Raw genomic sequence first — 14914 nt, forward strand, 5'->3', positions numbered from 1 at the left:
GTATCGCCAGGAGGCCGTACCGGCGGGTAGCTTGGCGGGTATGACCACCGTCGCGGCCAAGACCTTCGACTCGCTCAACCCGGCGACCGACGAGGTCGTGGGCACCCACCCGGTGCACTCGGCCGAGGAGGTCGAGGCCGCCGTCGAGCGGGCCCGTGGCGCCGCCCTGTGGTGGGCGGGCCTGGGCTTCGCGGGGCGGGCCGAGCGGCTGCGGCGGTGGAAGGGCGTGCTCACCCGGCGCTCCGCGCAGCTGGCCGAGGTGGTGCACGCCGAGACCGGCAAGCCACACGGCGACGCCATGCTGGAGATCATCCTGGCCATCGACCACACCGAGTGGGCGGCCAGGAACGCGCGCAAGGTGCTCGGGCAGCACCGGCGGTCGTCCGGGCTGCTGATGGCCAACCAGGCGGCGACGGTCGAGTACCAGCCGCTCGGCGTGGTCGGGGTCATCGGCCCGTGGAACTACCCGGTGTTCACCCCGATGGGCTCGATCGCCTACGCCCTCGCCGCGGGCAACGCCGTGGTCTTCAAACCCTCGGAGTACACCCCCGGCGTCGGCCGCTGGCTGGCCGACTCCTTCGCCGAGGCGGTGCCCGAGCAGCCGGTGTTCCAGCTGGTCACCGGCTTCGGCGAGACCGGCGCGGCGCTCTGCCGAGCGGGCGTCGCCAAGATCGCGTTCACCGGCTCCCCCGGCACCGGCAAGAAGATCATGGCCGCCTGCGCGGAAACCCTGACCCCGGTGCTGATCGAGGCGGGCGGCAAGGACGCCCTGCTGGTCGACGCCGACGCCGACCTCGAGGCGGCCGCCGACGCGGCGGTCTGGGGCGGCATCTCCAACGCGGGCCAGACCTGCGTGGGCATCGAACGGGTCTACGTGCACGAGCGCGTCTACGACGAGTTCGTGGCCAAGGTCGTGGCGAAGGCCACCGCCATCCGCCCCGGCTTCGACGACGACGCGGCCATCGGCCCGATCACCATGCCGTCCCAAGTGGACATCATCCGCAGGCACATCGCCGACGCGATCAAGCGCGGCGGCCGAGCACTGGTCGGCGGAACAGACGACGCACGGTACGTGCAACCGACCGTGCTGGTGGATGTCCCGGAGGACGCGGAAGCGGTCCGCGAGGAGACCTTCGGACCGACGCTGACCATCGCCAAGGTCGCCACCATGGACGAGGCGATCGACAAGGCCAACAACTCCAAGTACGGCCTCGGCGGCTCGGTGTTCTCCCGCTCCCAAGGCCTCGACCTGGCCCGACGCCTGCGCACGGGGATGGTGGCGGTCAACTCCGTGATCAGCTTCGCGGGCGTCCCGTCCCTGCCGTTCGGCGGCGTCGGCGACTCGGGCTTCGGCCGGATCCACGGGCCGGAGGGCCTGCGCGAGTTCGGCCGCCCGAAGGCGATCACCCGCCAGCGCTTCCGCGCCCCGCTGGTCCTCACGACCTTCGCCCGCACCAAGAAGGTCGACGCCCAGGTCGCCAAGCTCATCACCCTCCTGCACGGCAAACGCCGCTGACCACTGTCGGGTGAATGCTCTCGCAGACCCTGGACATCGAACGTGCGTTCGATACCCTGGTGCTGTGGGAGGTGTGGATGAGAACGCTCGGTGGCGACCACGGCTTGGTCTCCCCCACGAACGGCGCACGACCTAGGCTGTCCGGCATGGGCGGCTGGGACGACGAAGAGCGCGCGGTGCTCGTGGCGCTGCTCCGCGTACGTCCAGACGGGATGTCCTGGCCGCAGATCGCCGCCGAGGTCGCCGAGCGTGGAAGCGCGCGTGCCCTGTGGGAGGAAACCAGGCCGCAGGCCCTCTTCGCGTCCGACGGCCCTGACGACGCTGAGCTGCTCGCGGCCGCGCGGGCCGAGGTCGACCAGTGGCGATCGGCCGACTTCGAGTTCCTGACCTTCCTGGACGACGGCTATCCGGCCCAGCTGCGCGAGGTCCACCAGATGCCGCCGGTCCTGTTCGCCCGGGGCACACTCGTGCCCGGAGAGTCGGCGGTGTCGGTGGTGGGATCGCGCGGTGCCTCGCCCGCCGCGCTGCGCACGGCCGCCGAGATCGCCTGCGCGCTCACCGCGGACGGCGTGACTGTGTTGTCCGGCCTGGCGGAGGGGATCGACACCGCGGCGCACGAGGCGACCCTGGCGATGGGCGGGCGCACGGTGGCGGTCATCGGGACCGGCATCACCAAGTACTTCCCGGCGGCCAACCGGGCCCTGCACGAGAAGATCGCCGCCAACGGCCTGCTGCTCTCCCAGTTCTGGCCGAACACCCCGCCGACGAAGCAGACCTTCCCCATGCGGAACGCGACCATGAGCGCCTACGGCCGAGCGACCGTCGTGGTCGAGGCGGGTGAGCAGAGCGGTGCCCGGATCCAGGCCAGGTCCGCGGTCGCGCACGGTAGGCCGGTTGTCCTCCTGGACGCCGTCGCGCGCGGGACGAACTGGGGCAGGCGGCTGTGTGACGAGCCCGGGGTGTTCGTGGCAACGGATGCCGCCTCGGCTCTCCGGCTGGTGCGCGATGTCCTCGACGAGTCGGCCCAGTTGGCCGAATTGCTCGCTATGGTCGGTGAATGACGGAGAACGCGGCCCGTGCGGCGTATCGCGACATCCTCCGGCAGCGCGTCGGCGCGTTCTTCCGCAATGTCCGCTATGGACCGCCCGGATCGCACTGCGCCAACTGCGGCGTGCCTCCGGTCGCGACGGGTTCGCTGTGCTCCCAATGCGGCAGGCAGCGCCAGCAGTTCGGTGACCGGTTGGCCTCGCAGGTTGTGCTCCTCGCCTACGTCAAGGGGTACGCGCCTGGTGGTCCGCACCAGTCGGCGCACACAGTGCGCGCGTACAAGCAAGAGCCTTGGCCAGTGCGCAAGTGCGCGACCGACTTGGCCTCGATGGTCAGCGTGGCCACCCGACTGCACGGGAACTGCATCGCCGACGCGCACGGCCCGTGTTCGGCCATCACGTTCGTCCCATCCGTTCGGCACCCGGGAACCGACCACCCGGTGGTGACCCTGGCTCGTCAGGTCTCGGGCCTGGGTGTGGATCGGGCGGCGCACGTCGTGCTCGGGCTGGGGCCGGGCAGCGACCCCGGTTACGACCGCACCGTCAGGGCCGACCGGTTTGAGCTTTCCGGTCAGAACCGGAGTCGCGTTCGTGGGCGGCACGTGATGGTCGTCGACGACACCTGGACCTCGGGAGCCAAGGTGCAGTCCGCCGCGGTGGCCCTGCGCGACGCGGGTGCCGAACACGTCACGGCATTGGTCGTGGGACGTTGGTGCGACTACCGGGCGCCTGACCACAAGGCGATGCTGGACTCGCTCGACACGCCGTACGACGCCCTTGTCTGCCCGGTGTCGGGTGGGACCTGTCCGTGAGTGATCACCCTTCTGCCGGGCACGGGGACGCCTCTTGATCACATAGCCTGTGGCGCCTGAGAGGGGTGCCGCATGGGGGAAGCCAGTACGGTCCTGTCGATCGTCGCGTTCGGGCTCGTGGTGGTCACCTATGCGATCGTTGACACCGCCAAGCGGGCGATGCGTCGTGGTTGGGTGCCGGATGAGCCCACGAACTACGACGGTGTGGGTGAGGAGATGGCCGCGGGCCTCGCCTACGTGCTCACCCCCGAGGTCCTCACCCTCCTCGGTGTGTGGATCTTCGGTATCGGTCCCGGCGACACGATCTTCACCATCGGCCTGGTCGTGGCCTCGGTCGGTGCGGTGCTCACGGTCCTGCACACTCTCAACCGCCTGCGCTACCCGCACCTGCGTGGTGAGACCGCGGTGGGGTGCACGACCATCCTCGCGGCCGTCGCCGGTATCGCGTTCAACCTCGACTGGCTGGGCTGGGTCAACCTCGTGTGATCAGGTCGGCTGCCTTCTCCGCCAGCATGATCGTCGGCGCGTTGGTGTTCCCGCGCGGCACCACCGGCATGACCGACGCGTCCACCACGCGCAGGCCGTCGACGCCGTGGACGCCCAAAGTCGGGTCCACAACGGACTGTTCGCCGACGCCCATCGCGCACGTGCCGACCGGGTGGTACAGGGTTTGGGTCCACGCCCGGATGTGGTCGGCGAGTTCGGCGTCGGTGAGGGTGCGCTCCGGTAGGTACGGCCGGTCCAGGAACCGCCGCAGTGGGGCGTGGGAGCCGATCTCCTCGAGCACCCGGCACGCCGCGATCTGGGCTTCCAGGTCCGCCGGGTCGGTGTAGTAGGCCGGGTCGATCAGCGGGCGCCAGTGCGGGTCGGCCGACGCCAGCCGCAGCGTGCCGCGGCTGGCGGGGGCGACCAGGGTTGTCGCGGAGGTGAAGCCGGGTGCGGTGGGTTCGCGCATGCCGTTGTCGTAGAACATGGTCGGCGCCACGTGGAACTGCATGTCCGGTGCGGACAAGCCGTCCCGGGTGCGCAGGAACGCGCCCGCTTCGCCGATGTTCGAGGTCAGCGGGCCTCGTCCGGTCGCCTGCCACTGGACCAGGCGCGCGGGGGTGGAGAAGTCGACCAGGTCGGTGGTGTCGCGGGTGGTCCAGATGACCGGCGCCGCCGGGTGGTCGTGCAGGTTGCCGCCCACCCCCGGCAGCGCCACCGCCACGTCGATGCCCAGTTCGCGCAGGTGCTCGGCGGGCCCGATCCCGGACAACATCAACACCTGTGGCGAGTTCACCGCGCCGCCGCTGAGCAGGACTTCGCGGTCGGCTCGGGCCTCGGTCGCGACGCCCAGGTGCTCGTAGGCCACGCCGACCGCGCGGGTGCCGGTCAAGATCACCCGGGTGGTGAACGCGCCGGTGCGGACCGTCAGGTTCTTCCTGTCGAGGGCGGGTCGCAGGTAGGCGTCGGCGGTGGACCAGCGCTTCCCGCGGCGGCAGGTGACCTGGTAGAGCCCCACGCCCTCCTGCTCGGCGCCGTTGAAGTCGTCGGTCCGCTTGAGCCCAGCGGCGACGGCGGCCTCGACCCAGGCGGTGGTCAGCTCGTGGGTGTAGCGCCGGTCCTCGACGTGCAACGGGCCGTCGGTGCCGTGCAGCGGACCGGCGAGCCTGCTGTTGCGCTCGGCCTTGACGAAGTAGGGCAGCACGTCGTCGTAGCCCCACCCGACGGCGCCGAAGTCGTCGCGCCAGCCGTCGTAGTCGGCGCGGTTGCCGCGGATGTAGATCATCGCGTTCATCGACGAACAGCCGCCGAGGCCCTTCATCCGGGGCCAGTACGCCGACCGGTCGCCCAGGTGCTTCTGCTCGACGGTCTCGTAGTTCCAGTCCCACTTGGTCTTGAACAGCGAGGAGAACGCCGCCGGGATCTTGATCTCGTCGGCGTCGTCCGCGCCACCGGCCTCCAGCAGCAGCACGCTCACGTCCGGGTCCGCGCTGAGCCGGGCGGCGAGCACGCAGCCCGCGCTGCCCGCGCCCACCACGATGTAGTCGAACGACTCGGTCATGGGGACCTCCCGGACTCGGCGATCCCCCAACATACTCCCGAGTAACCTCCTAGAGCGCGTCCAACACCTCGACTTCCTCCGCCGCGCTGAGCCCCGCTTTGCGCTGCCGGTCGACACCGAGTTCGCGCTCGTGCTCTAGCGTGCCCAGCACCGCGTCGACCAGGGCGCGCGGGGTCAACCCGGCCGCGAGCGCGGGCGCGGCGTCGCGCCCGGTCATCGCCGCGTGCGTCGCGGGCAGCCAGAGCGGCAGCGACCGTGGGCCCGCCCAGTGGTTGACCTTGAGCTCGGCGAGGTCGTCCGGGGTCACCGGGACGAACTCGACCTCGGCCCCGATGATGTCCGCGATCGAGGCGAGCAGGTCCAGCAACCCGACCGAGGGCCCGATCCCGTCGAAGACCCCCGTCGTCCCCTGCTCGGCGGCATCGATGATCCACGCCGCGAGGTCCCGCACGTCGACGAACTGGGTCCGCTGGTCCACGTCCGGGACCACGACCCGGCCACCCCGGGCCAACCGCTGCACCCAGTAGCCGAACCGGTCGGACTCGTCGCCCGGCCCGGTGATCAACCCCGCCCGGACGATGAACGCCTTCGCCCCGACCGCCGCCGTCACCGCGTTCTCGCTCGCGACCTTGATCGACCCGTACAGCTCGGGATCGGCCAGGTTCGCCTCCCGGGTGCCGTGCACGGCCTTCGGCGGCAGCAGCGGGTCGCCGACGCCGGTGGGCGGGGCGGTGTGGTCGGCGTAGGCGCTGATGGAGGAGACGAAGGTCCAGTGCCGGACCTGGTCGCCGAGCGCGTCCAGCGCCCGCCGGACCCACTCGTAGGAGATCGTCGCGACGTCCACGACGGCGTCGAACCGCTCGCCCCTGAGCGGGTCCAACCCGTCCTCGGCGTCCCGGTCCACTGTGATCAGACGCGCCCCCTCGGGGACGGCCCCGGCCTGCCCGCGAGCCGCGCACACAACGTCGTGGCCGCGCCGTACCCCCTCGGCCGCCACCGTGTGACCGAGGAACCGCGTGCCGCCGAGCACCAGAAGTCGCATACCCCACCCTGACGTGCCCGCCCGCCGCCCGCCACCCTTCTCGCCCCGAGCGAACACCGAACACCCGTTCGAGCGATCCAGGACCGGCTGGCAACAGCCGATCTGCCCAGGGTGACCTTGCACGTCTTCGTCGATGAATCCCGTCGAAACAAGCACTACCTGTTGGCCGCCGCCCTGGTTGAGCCCGGCGAGCTGCACCGCCTGCGAAAGCTCCTGCGCGGCATGCTCCTGCCCGGGCAGCGGGAGGTGCACTTCAAGAAGGAGACCCCGTCCAGACGGAAAGCCGTCATCTCTCGACTGGTCGATGAGCCATTGGAGGTGTGGATCTACCACGCCCGCTGCTCGCGTGGCGAGGAGCGGGCTCGGCGGCTGTGCGTTGCCCAGCTGATCGAGGATTCGCTCGACATCCAGGCGCAACGCCTGGTCTTGGACAGTCGGGCTGTTCGTGACGAGGATGACCGCTTCGTCATCCGCCGCGCGCTCGGGAAGTGGCCACGGGCCACCGGGCTCGTCTACGAGCACCTGGACAGCACCAAGGACGAGTTGCTGTGGATCGCCGACGCGGTGGCCTGGTGCTACGGCGCGGGCGGGGACTGGCACCGCCGGATCGAACCGATCCTGGCCAAGATCGTGGACCTGCGTGACAAGCCGTAGACAGCGCGAAGCCCGGCCGCCGACCGTCCGGACGGGGACCGGGCTCACTTCCCTGGCTTACGGGCCAGAGCTGTCACCAGCATATCCCGCACCCGCCCCCCGCTCCACCCCGTTCACCCCTTCGAGGGACCCGAGCCGCAGGTCACCGCGGGTCGCGGGGTGAACGCCCAGGTCAGGTACGCTTCCGTGGTACCGGCCTCTCGAACTCAGGAGCAGCCTGCCGTGGCCCGCGTTGTCGTCGATGTCATGCCCAAGCCGGAGATCTTGGACCCCCAGGGCCAGGCGGTGGCGCGCGCGCTGCCCCGGCTCGGGTTCGCCGGTGTCTCCGATGTCCGCCAGGGGAAGCACTTCGAACTCGAGGTCGACGACTCCGTCGACGACGAGACCCTCGCCAGGATCGCCGAGGGCTTCCTGTCCAACCCCGTGGTCGAGGACTTCGTCGTGCGGCGGGTGCAGTCGTGAGGATCGGCGCGGTCACCTTCCCCGGCACCCTCGACGACAGCGACACCGCCCGCGCGATCACCGCCTCGGGGGCCGAGGCCGTGTCCCTCTGGCACGGTGACGCCGACCTCAGGAAGGTCGACGCCGTCATCCTCCCCGGCGGCTTCTCCTACGGCGACTACCTGCGCGCGGGTGCCATCGCCCGGTTCGCGCCGGTGATGGGCGAGATCATCGACGCCGCCCGCAAGGGTTTGCCGGTGCTCGGCATCTGCAACGGCTTCCAGGTCCTCTGCGAGGCGGGCCTGCTCCCCGGCGCCCTGCTGCGCAACGCGGGTCTGCACTTCGTCTGCAAGGACCAGTGGCTCAAGGTGGAGAACAACACCACCGCGTGGACCAGCCGGTACGACGCGCGGGCCGAGATCATCATCCCGGTGAAGAACATGGACGGCCGCTACACCGCCGCCAAGTCCACTGTGGACGAGCTGGAGGGCGAGGGCCGCGTGGTGTTCCGCTACAGCGGGAGCAACCCCAACGGCTCCGACAACGACATCGCCGGGATCGCCGACCCGACCGGGCGGATCGTCGGGCTGATGCCGCACCCCGAGCACGCCATCGACGCGCTCACCGGCCCGTCCGACGACGGCCTGGGCATGTTCCTCTCCGCGCTCGACTCGGTGGTGGCCGCGTGATCGACTCCGTTGACAACGCCAAGGCCACGCCGGAGCAGGCGCAGCCGTTCCGCGAGCTGGGCCTCAAGGACGACGAGTACGCCCGCATCCGCGAGATCCTCGGCCGCCGCCCCACCGACGCCGAGCTGGCCATGTACTCGGTGATGTGGAGCGAGCACTGCTCGTACAAGTCGTCCAAGGTGCACTGGCGGCACTGGTCGGCGAACACCACCCCGGAGATGCAGGCCAAGATGCTCGCGGGCATCGGCGAGAACGCCGGTGTGGTCGACATCGGCGACGGCTGGGCGGTCACCTTCAAGCTGGAGTCGCACAACCACCCGTCCTACGTGGAGCCCTACCAGGGCGCCGCGACCGGCGTCGGCGGCATCGTCCGCGACATCATGGCGATGGGCGCCCGCCCGCTGGCCGTGATGGACCCGCTGCGCTTCGGCGCCCCCGACCACCCCGACACCAAGCGCGTGCTGCCCGGCATCGTCGCGGGCGTCGGCGGCTACGGCAACTGCCTCGGCCTGCCCAACATCGGCGGCGAGGTCGTGTTCGACCCGTCCTACCAGGGCAACCCGCTGGTCAACGCGCTCTGCGTCGGCGCGATGCGGGTCGAGGACCTGCACCTGGCGCACGCCTCGGGCACCGGCAACAAGGTCATCCTCTTCGGCGCCCGCACCGGTCTCGACGGCATCGGCGGCGTCTCCGTCCTGGCGTCGGAGACCTTCTCCGGCGACGAGGGCGGCACCGGTCGCAAGAAGCTGCCCGCGGTCCAGGTCGGCGACCCGTTCACCGAGAAGGTGCTCATCGAGTGCTGCCTGGAGCTCTTCGCCGAGGGCATCGTCGTCGGCATCCAGGACCTCGGCGGCGCGGGCCTGTCCTGCGCCACCAGTGAGCTGGCCAGCGCCGGCGACGGCGGCATGCACGTCGAGCTCGACCGGGTTCCGTTGCGCGCCAACGGGATGACCCCCGCCGAGATCCTCTCCAGCGAGTCGCAGGAGCGGATGTGCGCGGTGGTCAAACCGTCCGATGTGGACGCGTTCATGCGGGTGTGCGCCAAGTGGGACGTGATCGCCACCGAGATCGGCGAGGTCACCGAGGGCGACCGCCTGGTCATCACCTGGCACGGTGAGACCGTCGTCGACGTCCCGCCGCGCACCGTGGCGCACGAGGGCCCGATGTACGAGCGCCCGATCGCCCGGCCCGCCGACCAGGACGAGCTGGTCGCCGACACCCCGGACCGGCTCGCCCGACCGTCCACACCGGACGAGATCAGGGCCGAGATCGTCCGGATGGCGGCGAGTCCGAACCTGGCGTCGCGGCGCTGGGTCACCGAGCAGTACGACCGCTACGTGCGCGGCGGCACCGTGCTCGCCCAGCCCGCCGACGCGGGCATGATCCGGGTCGACGAGCAGACCGGCCGCGGCGTCGCGCTGGCCACCGACTGCAACGGGCGCTTCGTCAAGCTCGACCCGTACACCGGCACCCAGCTCGCGCTCGCTGAGGCCTACCGCAACGTCGCGGTCTCCGGCGCCACCCCGCTCGCGGTCACCAACTGCCTCAACTTCGGCTCGCCCGAGGACCCGGCGGTCATGTGGCAGTTCGAGCAGGCCGTGCGCGGTCTCGCCGAGGGCTGCAAGGAGCTCGGCATCCCGGTCACCGGCGGCAACGTCAGCTTCTACAACCAGACCGGCAGCACCGCGATCCTGCCCACCCCGGTCGTCGGCGTGCTCGGCGTGATCGACGACGTCCGCCGCCGCATCCCCACCGGCATCGGCGCCGAGGCGGGCGAGACCCTGCTGCTGCTCGGCGACACCCGTGATGAGTTCGGCGGGTCCGAGTGGGCGAACTTCGTGCACGGCCACCTCGGCGGCACCCCGCCGAAGGTCGACCTGGCCAGGGAGAAGCTGCTCGCCGACATCCTGGTGGCGGGCTCGCGCGACGGCATGATCTCGGCCGCGCACGACCTGTCCGACGGCGGGCTCGCGCAGACCCTGGTCGAGACTTGCCTCATCGGCGAGGTCGGCGCCCGGGTCTTCCTCGACCCCGACCAGGACCCGTTCGTCCAGCTGTTCAGCGAGTCCGCCGGTCGGGTGCTGGTGGCCGTGCCCCGCTCGGAGGAGCTGCGCTTCACCGAGATGTGCACCGCCCGCGGCCTGCCGTGGCGGCGCACCGGCGTGGTCGACCCGGAGTCGACCTCGCTGGAGATCCAGGACATCGGCGACCTGCCGCTGGCCGAGCTGCGCGAGGCGTGGGAAGGCACCCTCCCCGCGCTGTTCGGCTAGCCAGTGTCCACTGAGGACGAGGAAGCGCGCGTCGTCCACCACGGCGACGCGCGCAACGTCGTCCAGGCCGGGCGGGTCATCGGCAACATCACGGTGACCACCGCCCGCTGGTCCACCCGCACCAGGCTCGCGGCGCTGGGGGCCGTCGTCGTGCTCGGCACGGCGGCGGCCCTCTACTTCGCCTTGCGACCGGAGCCGCGCCAGTCGGTCAGCGTGATCGCCCAAGTGACCTCCGGCTCGTGCGCGGGTGGCTGGGTGGTGCCCGACACGGACCAACCGGTGCCGCTCACCGGTGGCCCGGCCAATCGGCCGCCGGGAGCGGTGCAGGCCGACAAGGGCATCGTGGTCGTCACCGTGCAGGGCGATCAAGAGAAAACCGTTGTGCTGCAAGAGATGCGGGTGGATGTCGTGGCGCGTCACCCGGCCATGATCGGCGTCTTCCTGCCGACCCCGTGCGGCGGCGACCTCACCCCGCGCACCTTCGAGGTCGACCTCGCCAAACCCGCCCCCGCGGCAGTGGGAACAGCGGGCAAGAGCGGCGGCGAGGACATCCCGGCGCCCAGCTTCCCCTTCACGGTGAGCGAGACCGACCCGGAGCAGCTGGAGATCTCCGCCCGCAGCACCACCGAGGACGTCGAGTGGCGGCTACGCCTGGTCTGGACCTCCGGAGACCAGCGCGGCGAGTCCGTTGTGGACGATGCTGGCCGACCGTTCCGCACCACCGCCAAGTCCGCGGTGAGCAAGGACTACTGCGTCGACTGGACGATCAACGCGTGGGCACCCCGCGGTCGGCCGACCAACCCCTGCCCGCCGATGGACTAGTGGCTCGTCGCGGAACGTCACTCATTACCCAGCCGACGTCGCGTGACACACCACTAGCGCACTGGCACGCAGGCCTTGTTCTCCAGGGTGAGGTCGATTTGGCCACCCGCCTTGAAGGTCATCGTCAGCTCGGTGCCGTTGCCCTGCCGGGCTTTGAGGTAGTCGGGTTGCGCTGGGCGTTTGTCCACCTGCCAGTCGGCGCCCAGCGCTGCGGCCACCGCCGCCTTCGCCGCCGCGCTGTCCATGCCTATGGGTAGGTGCGTACTCGATGCCGCGTACCAGCTCACGCCCGCTGGTTTCTGGGGGCAGGTGGACAAAGTGGCCCCCGGTGCGTCGCGGACGTCCCCGGAAGCCGGGTACGTCTTGAACGGCTTTTCCTGCCGCAGCGCCGAATACACGTCATCCGCGGCGACCACGGCGGGCTTGAAGCTCCTCGACACCGCCGCCGCCTGCGCGTCTGACAGGTCCGGCCGCACGTCGACGGCCAGCTCTTGGCCGCGCTCGGCCACCGAGCACTCGGCCTGCTCGGCCCGCACCTTGTCCCCGCGCAACGCCACCCGCGTCTTGTAGGGCCCGATCAGGAAGACGTCGAAACCGGCCGCTTCCTGCGGCTGCCAACCCAGCTTGACCGCCTTCGCGCGCAGCTTGGTCGCCGACCCGCTCGGCAGCGTGGCGTCGGCCCAGACGACCACGTTGCTCGCGTCCGGGTCGTCCATGACGCTGCCGCAGGTGGCCGCCTGGAAGGCCGGTTTCACCGTCGGGTCGACCGCCGCCAGCAGTTCCGTGACCACCTCGCTGACCGCGGGCGGCACCGGTGCGGGCCTGGACTCCGCGCAGCCCGCCACCAGCAGAACCGCCAGCAAGCCCAGTAGCAGTCTCACTTCTGGCGCTCCACTTTGTACTGGTGGGTCTCCACCGACACGCCGCTGAAGAAGATCCCGGCGCTGTCGCGGAACCGCACCACCGACGGGTCCGTGCTGCCGTCGAGCTGTCGGGCCGCCTCGGTGTAGTTGCCGTTGATGGCGTGGTTGCCGCCGATGGTGCCGCTCTGGTTGTCGAACTTCACCGTGGTGCGGTTGTCGCTCGCCGGGTTCTCCGCCGCGTCCAGGTGCGGCACGATGTCGCCGTTGTTCTCCAGCGACAGCATCTGCACCCGCTCGGGCACCTCGATCCCGCCCACCGGCGACCCCGCCGTCACCACGTGCGTGACGTTGTAGCCGTCGGCCAGCAGCGGGTCGACCGACCGCGCCGCGACGATGCCGCCCTGGCTGTGGCCCACCAGCATCAGCGGCGCGTCCTTGGGCACCCCGGCGTCGCGCAGTGCCTGCTGGATGCCCTCCTGCAGCACCGTCGGGTTGCCCGCGATCGCGTCGACGTTGGTGCCGAAGTCGTTGGCGCTGCCGCCGTCCTGCCCCGGCAGGTTCCACACCTTGGTGCCCGGGATGTCGACGATGTAGGCGACCGACCCGTCGGGCTGCGTGACCGCGCGGATGTCGATGTTGGCGTCGGTGCCGTTGCGGTGGTCCAGGCCGTTGAACAGCTCACCCAGGTTCGACGGCGGGTCCACCGCGATCGGGTCGCGGTCGAGCCCCAGGTCGCTGAGCCGGGGGTCGCCGTCGGGGTAGGCGGCGGCGACCAGGTCGGTGAGCGTCGCCAGGTCGGTGGGCAGCCCGAGCGCGCTGAGCGCACCGGGCGTCATGCCCAGCACGGTGTCGATCATCCCGGGGTGCTCGACCAGCCACTTCTGCCAGTCGCCGTCGTAGTTGAACGCGATGTCCGCGCCGATCGCGGCGACTGTCCCGGCTGCCACCGCCGCCCCCGGCGGGGTCACCACGGCCACGCCCGCCAGCCACCGGGACGCCTCCAGCGCCTTGGCGTTGAGGTCGTCGGCGAACTGGTACGCCTGGTTGGTCGCGCGCAGCGTCAGCCCGCGCAGCCCGATCGCCGCCGAGGTCGCGGTGAGCCCGCTCGGGCCGTCCAGCGCGCCGAGCATCGCCCCCTCGAAGCGCGCCGCGCCCACCGGGTTCAAGATCGCCGACGCCAGCAGGTCGGGGTCGGCGAGGTACTTGTGGCTGGTCACCGCGATGCCCAGGGTCTCCCCGGCCACGTCGTCGGTCAGCACGCCCATCGCGGCGAGGTCCTCGTAGAACGCCTCGCTGCCGCCTGCGCCACCGGCGACGCTGAGGTTGCTCACTCCAGGCCCGGTCATGCCAACGCCTCCGCCACGTAGGGGGCCACCCAGACCCCGAGATCGGCCCGCTCGACCGGCACCAGTTCGACCAGCCTGCGGCCCGCGCCGCTGGCCGCGGGCTGGATGCCGATCCAGCCGGTGTCGCTGTGCAGCCAGGTCAGCTGCGCGTTGCGCACCTCGCCGCCGACCACCGCGGTGACCAGGACGCGCAGCACGCCGTCGGTGCGCCGGACGACGTCGAGCGCCAGCTCCGCCTCCGCCTTGGGCAGCTTCAGCTCGGCCAGCACGTACCCCGGCGCCTCCGGGTCGGCCTCGCGCAGCAGGTCGGCCACGCCCAGCTCGTGCAGCGCCGCCAGCGGGACCACGCCGCGCAGCGGCTCCTGGTCGTCGTCGCCGTCGAGCGCGGAGCCGATCCCGGCTTCCTCGGCGGGCACCGCGCGCACCAGCTCGCGGCCCAGCTCGACCGCGGCGAACAGCGAGAGCTCCACCCCGGCGTCGGGCAGCAGGAACAGCGACGCGCCCAGCTCACCGGCCACCACGTGCAGGCTGCGCGACCCGCGCGAGCCCGCGGTGGCAGTGGTGTCGACCATCAGCCGCGGTCCGGCGACCACCCGCAGGTTCGCCGCGATCGACGGGTGCACGTCACCGTCGACCAGCACACGCTTGGCCGCGAGGTCACCCACGTCGGCGATGTCGGGGGCGGGCGCCCAGTCCGGCGGCATGCTCAGCCCCAGGTCAGCGACCAGGTAGGCGTATTCGGCCGCGGTCAGCGCGATCCGGTGCGCGGCGGGAACGGTGGACGTCATCTACGCGACTCCTTGCGCCTGCATGTACTGCCCGACCTCGAGCCACTGCTTGTCCCCGGCGGCCGGGAGGCTGTGCGGCTGGTACTTCCAGCCCTCCCACGGCGGCCGCGGCGGCTGCGGGGAGTCGCCGCCGAAGCCCAGCGCGCTGCCGACCGAGTCGACCATGTCCGAGACCGCCTTGTTGAACCGGTCCACGGCCTGGTTGAACCGGTCGATCGCGTTGTTGAACCAGTTGACCACGGCCTCGGCGATCCGCTTGATCGCCGCGATCAGCTCGCGCACCTGCTGGGCGTGCTGCCGCAGCAGCGCGGCGGCCTCGTCGAGCTTGGTCGCGGTGCCGTCGAGGGTCTTGCGGTCGCCCGCCACGGTCTCCCGGCAGCGCTCGGCGGCGATGGACTTCCAGCGCATCGCGCGCGCCTGCTTGTCCATGTCCGCGCCGTGCTTGCGCACCTCGTCGGCCCGCTGCTCGATCTGACCGGCCAGCCGGTCGAGCTCGTCGGGATCGCCGTAGAACGCCATCTCCACCCCCAGCTAGCGGGCCACCGTCACGGCAGCTTTTGACGGCACCCGGCCGGTTC

The 14914-nt window shown here is 71.2% G+C and carries 15 protein-coding genes; 9 read left to right on the forward strand and 6 right to left on the reverse strand.

All coding sequences use genetic code 11. The features are described from left to right. Window positions 1-40 precede the first annotated feature (40 nt). The 4 genes from QSK30_RS06300 (at window position 41) to QSK30_RS06315 (ending at window position 3860) form a co-directional block, all read left to right on the forward strand. Window positions 41-1516 (forward strand): aldehyde dehydrogenase family protein, encoded by a 1476-nt coding sequence (locus QSK30_RS06300; protein WP_285500311.1) that lies wholly within the window; start codon window positions 41-43, stop codon window positions 1514-1516. A 14-nt stretch (window positions 1517-1530) separates the two neighbouring features. Continuing rightward, window positions 1531-2577: a DNA-processing protein DprA gene (locus tag QSK30_RS06305; protein WP_285500313.1), complete on the forward strand. Its 1047-nt coding sequence runs from the start codon at window positions 1531-1533 to the stop codon at window positions 2575-2577. Next, on the forward strand, window positions 2574-3374 hold the full coding sequence (locus tag QSK30_RS06310) for a hypothetical protein (RefSeq protein WP_285500315.1): 801 nt from the start codon (window positions 2574-2576) through the stop codon (window positions 3372-3374). Before QSK30_RS06305 ends, QSK30_RS06310 begins: the two co-directional genes overlap by 4 nt. Before the next feature lie 72 nt (window positions 3375-3446). Further along, window positions 3447-3860 (forward strand): hypothetical protein, encoded by a 414-nt coding sequence (locus QSK30_RS06315; RefSeq protein ID WP_285500316.1) that lies wholly within the window; start codon window positions 3447-3449, stop codon window positions 3858-3860. Here QSK30_RS06315 and QSK30_RS06320 read toward each other — a convergent pair. Together QSK30_RS06320 and QSK30_RS06325 are read right to left on the reverse strand one after the other, a co-directional pair. Continuing rightward, window positions 3847-5421: a GMC family oxidoreductase gene (locus tag QSK30_RS06320; protein WP_285500318.1), complete on the reverse strand. Its 1575-nt coding sequence runs from the start codon at window positions 5419-5421 to the stop codon at window positions 3847-3849. The two genes, QSK30_RS06315 and QSK30_RS06320, sit on opposite strands and share 14 nt — an antisense overlap. Before the next feature lie 49 nt (window positions 5422-5470). Beyond that, complete coding sequence (locus QSK30_RS06325; protein ID WP_285500320.1) at window positions 5471-6463, reverse strand: NAD-dependent epimerase/dehydratase family protein; 993 nt, start codon at window positions 6461-6463, stop codon at window positions 5471-5473. 111 nt (window positions 6464-6574) lie between these two features. Here QSK30_RS06325 and QSK30_RS06330 point away from each other — a divergent pair, with 111 nt between their 5' ends. The 5 genes from QSK30_RS06330 to QSK30_RS06350 all read left to right on the forward strand — a co-directional run bounded on the left by QSK30_RS06330 (window position 6575) and on the right by QSK30_RS06350 (window position 11339). Next, window positions 6575-7117, forward strand: a complete 543-nt coding sequence (locus QSK30_RS06330) for a hypothetical protein (RefSeq protein WP_285500321.1) — start codon at window positions 6575-6577, stop codon at window positions 7115-7117. A gap of 222 nt (window positions 7118-7339) precedes the next feature. Beyond that, complete coding sequence (gene purS, locus QSK30_RS06335; protein ID WP_285500322.1) at window positions 7340-7579, forward strand: phosphoribosylformylglycinamidine synthase subunit PurS; 240 nt, start codon at window positions 7340-7342, stop codon at window positions 7577-7579. Further along, a complete protein-coding gene (gene purQ / locus QSK30_RS06340) occupies window positions 7576-8247 on the forward strand; it encodes a phosphoribosylformylglycinamidine synthase subunit PurQ (protein WP_285500323.1) in 672 nt (223 codons plus the stop codon). Before purS ends, purQ begins: the two co-directional genes overlap by 4 nt. Beyond that, window positions 8244-10517, forward strand: coding sequence for a phosphoribosylformylglycinamidine synthase subunit PurL (purL, locus tag QSK30_RS06345; protein ID WP_285500324.1), 2274 nt, complete (start codon window positions 8244-8246; stop codon window positions 10515-10517). The genes purQ and purL overlap by 4 nt, the downstream gene beginning before the upstream one ends. 3 nt (window positions 10518-10520) lie before the next feature. Then, window positions 10521-11339 (forward strand): hypothetical protein, encoded by an 819-nt coding sequence (locus QSK30_RS06350; RefSeq protein ID WP_285500325.1) that lies wholly within the window; start codon window positions 10521-10523, stop codon window positions 11337-11339. A 53-nt stretch (window positions 11340-11392) separates the two neighbouring features. Here the strand turns inward: QSK30_RS06350 and QSK30_RS06355 are convergent, their stop codons facing one another. Genes QSK30_RS06355 through QSK30_RS06370 form a run of 4 tightly spaced genes read right to left on the reverse strand, consistent with a single transcriptional unit; the run spans window position 11393 to window position 14855 of the window. Further along, a complete protein-coding gene (locus tag QSK30_RS06355; RefSeq protein WP_285500327.1) occupies window positions 11393-12220 on the reverse strand; it encodes a hypothetical protein in 828 nt (275 codons plus the stop codon). Further along, on the reverse strand, window positions 12217-13548 hold the full coding sequence (locus tag QSK30_RS06360; RefSeq protein ID WP_285500329.1) for an alpha/beta hydrolase family protein: 1332 nt from the start codon (window positions 13546-13548) through the stop codon (window positions 12217-12219). The genes QSK30_RS06355 and QSK30_RS06360 overlap by 4 nt, the downstream gene beginning before the upstream one ends. Continuing rightward, the gene (locus QSK30_RS06365) at window positions 13545-14336 is read right to left on the reverse strand and encodes an ESX secretion-associated protein EspG (RefSeq protein ID WP_285500331.1); all 792 of its coding nucleotides are present in this window, start codon (window positions 14334-14336) and stop codon (window positions 13545-13547) included. The genes QSK30_RS06360 and QSK30_RS06365 overlap by 4 nt, the downstream gene beginning before the upstream one ends. After that, window positions 14337-14855, reverse strand: coding sequence for a WXG100 family type VII secretion target (locus QSK30_RS06370; protein WP_285500333.1), 519 nt, complete (start codon window positions 14853-14855; stop codon window positions 14337-14339). Window positions 14856-14914: the final 59 nt, after the last annotated feature.

It is taken from the genome of Actinokineospora sp. NBRC 105648 (assembly GCF_030269645.1).
GTDB lineage: Bacteria > Actinomycetota > Actinomycetes > Mycobacteriales > Pseudonocardiaceae > Actinokineospora.

Excerpts from the sequence above, each read along its gene's own strand:
- QSK30_RS06310 (WP_285500315.1), top strand. The coding sequence starts at position 2,574 with ATGACGGAGAACGCGGCCCGTGCGGCGTATCGCGACATCCTCCGGCAG.
- QSK30_RS06365 (WP_285500331.1), bottom strand. The coding sequence starts at position 14,336 with ATGACGTCCACCGTTCCCGCCGCGCACCGGATCGCGCTGACCGCGGCC.
- QSK30_RS06300 (WP_285500311.1), top strand. The coding sequence starts at position 41 with ATGACCACCGTCGCGGCCAAGACCTTCGACTCGCTCAACCCGGCGACC.
- QSK30_RS06320 (WP_285500318.1), bottom strand. The coding sequence starts at position 5,421 with ATGACCGAGTCGTTCGACTACATCGTGGTGGGCGCGGGCAGCGCGGGC.
- QSK30_RS06370 (WP_285500333.1), bottom strand. The coding sequence starts at position 14,855 with ATGGCGTTCTACGGCGATCCCGACGAGCTCGACCGGCTGGCCGGTCAG.
- QSK30_RS06360 (WP_285500329.1), bottom strand. The coding sequence starts at position 13,548 with ATGACCGGGCCTGGAGTGAGCAACCTCAGCGTCGCCGGTGGCGCAGGC.
- QSK30_RS06305 (WP_285500313.1), top strand. The coding sequence starts at position 1,531 with ATGCTCTCGCAGACCCTGGACATCGAACGTGCGTTCGATACCCTGGTG.
- QSK30_RS06325 (WP_285500320.1), bottom strand. The coding sequence starts at position 6,463 with ATGCGACTTCTGGTGCTCGGCGGCACGCGGTTCCTCGGTCACACGGTG.
- QSK30_RS06315 (WP_285500316.1), top strand. The coding sequence starts at position 3,447 with ATGGGGGAAGCCAGTACGGTCCTGTCGATCGTCGCGTTCGGGCTCGTG.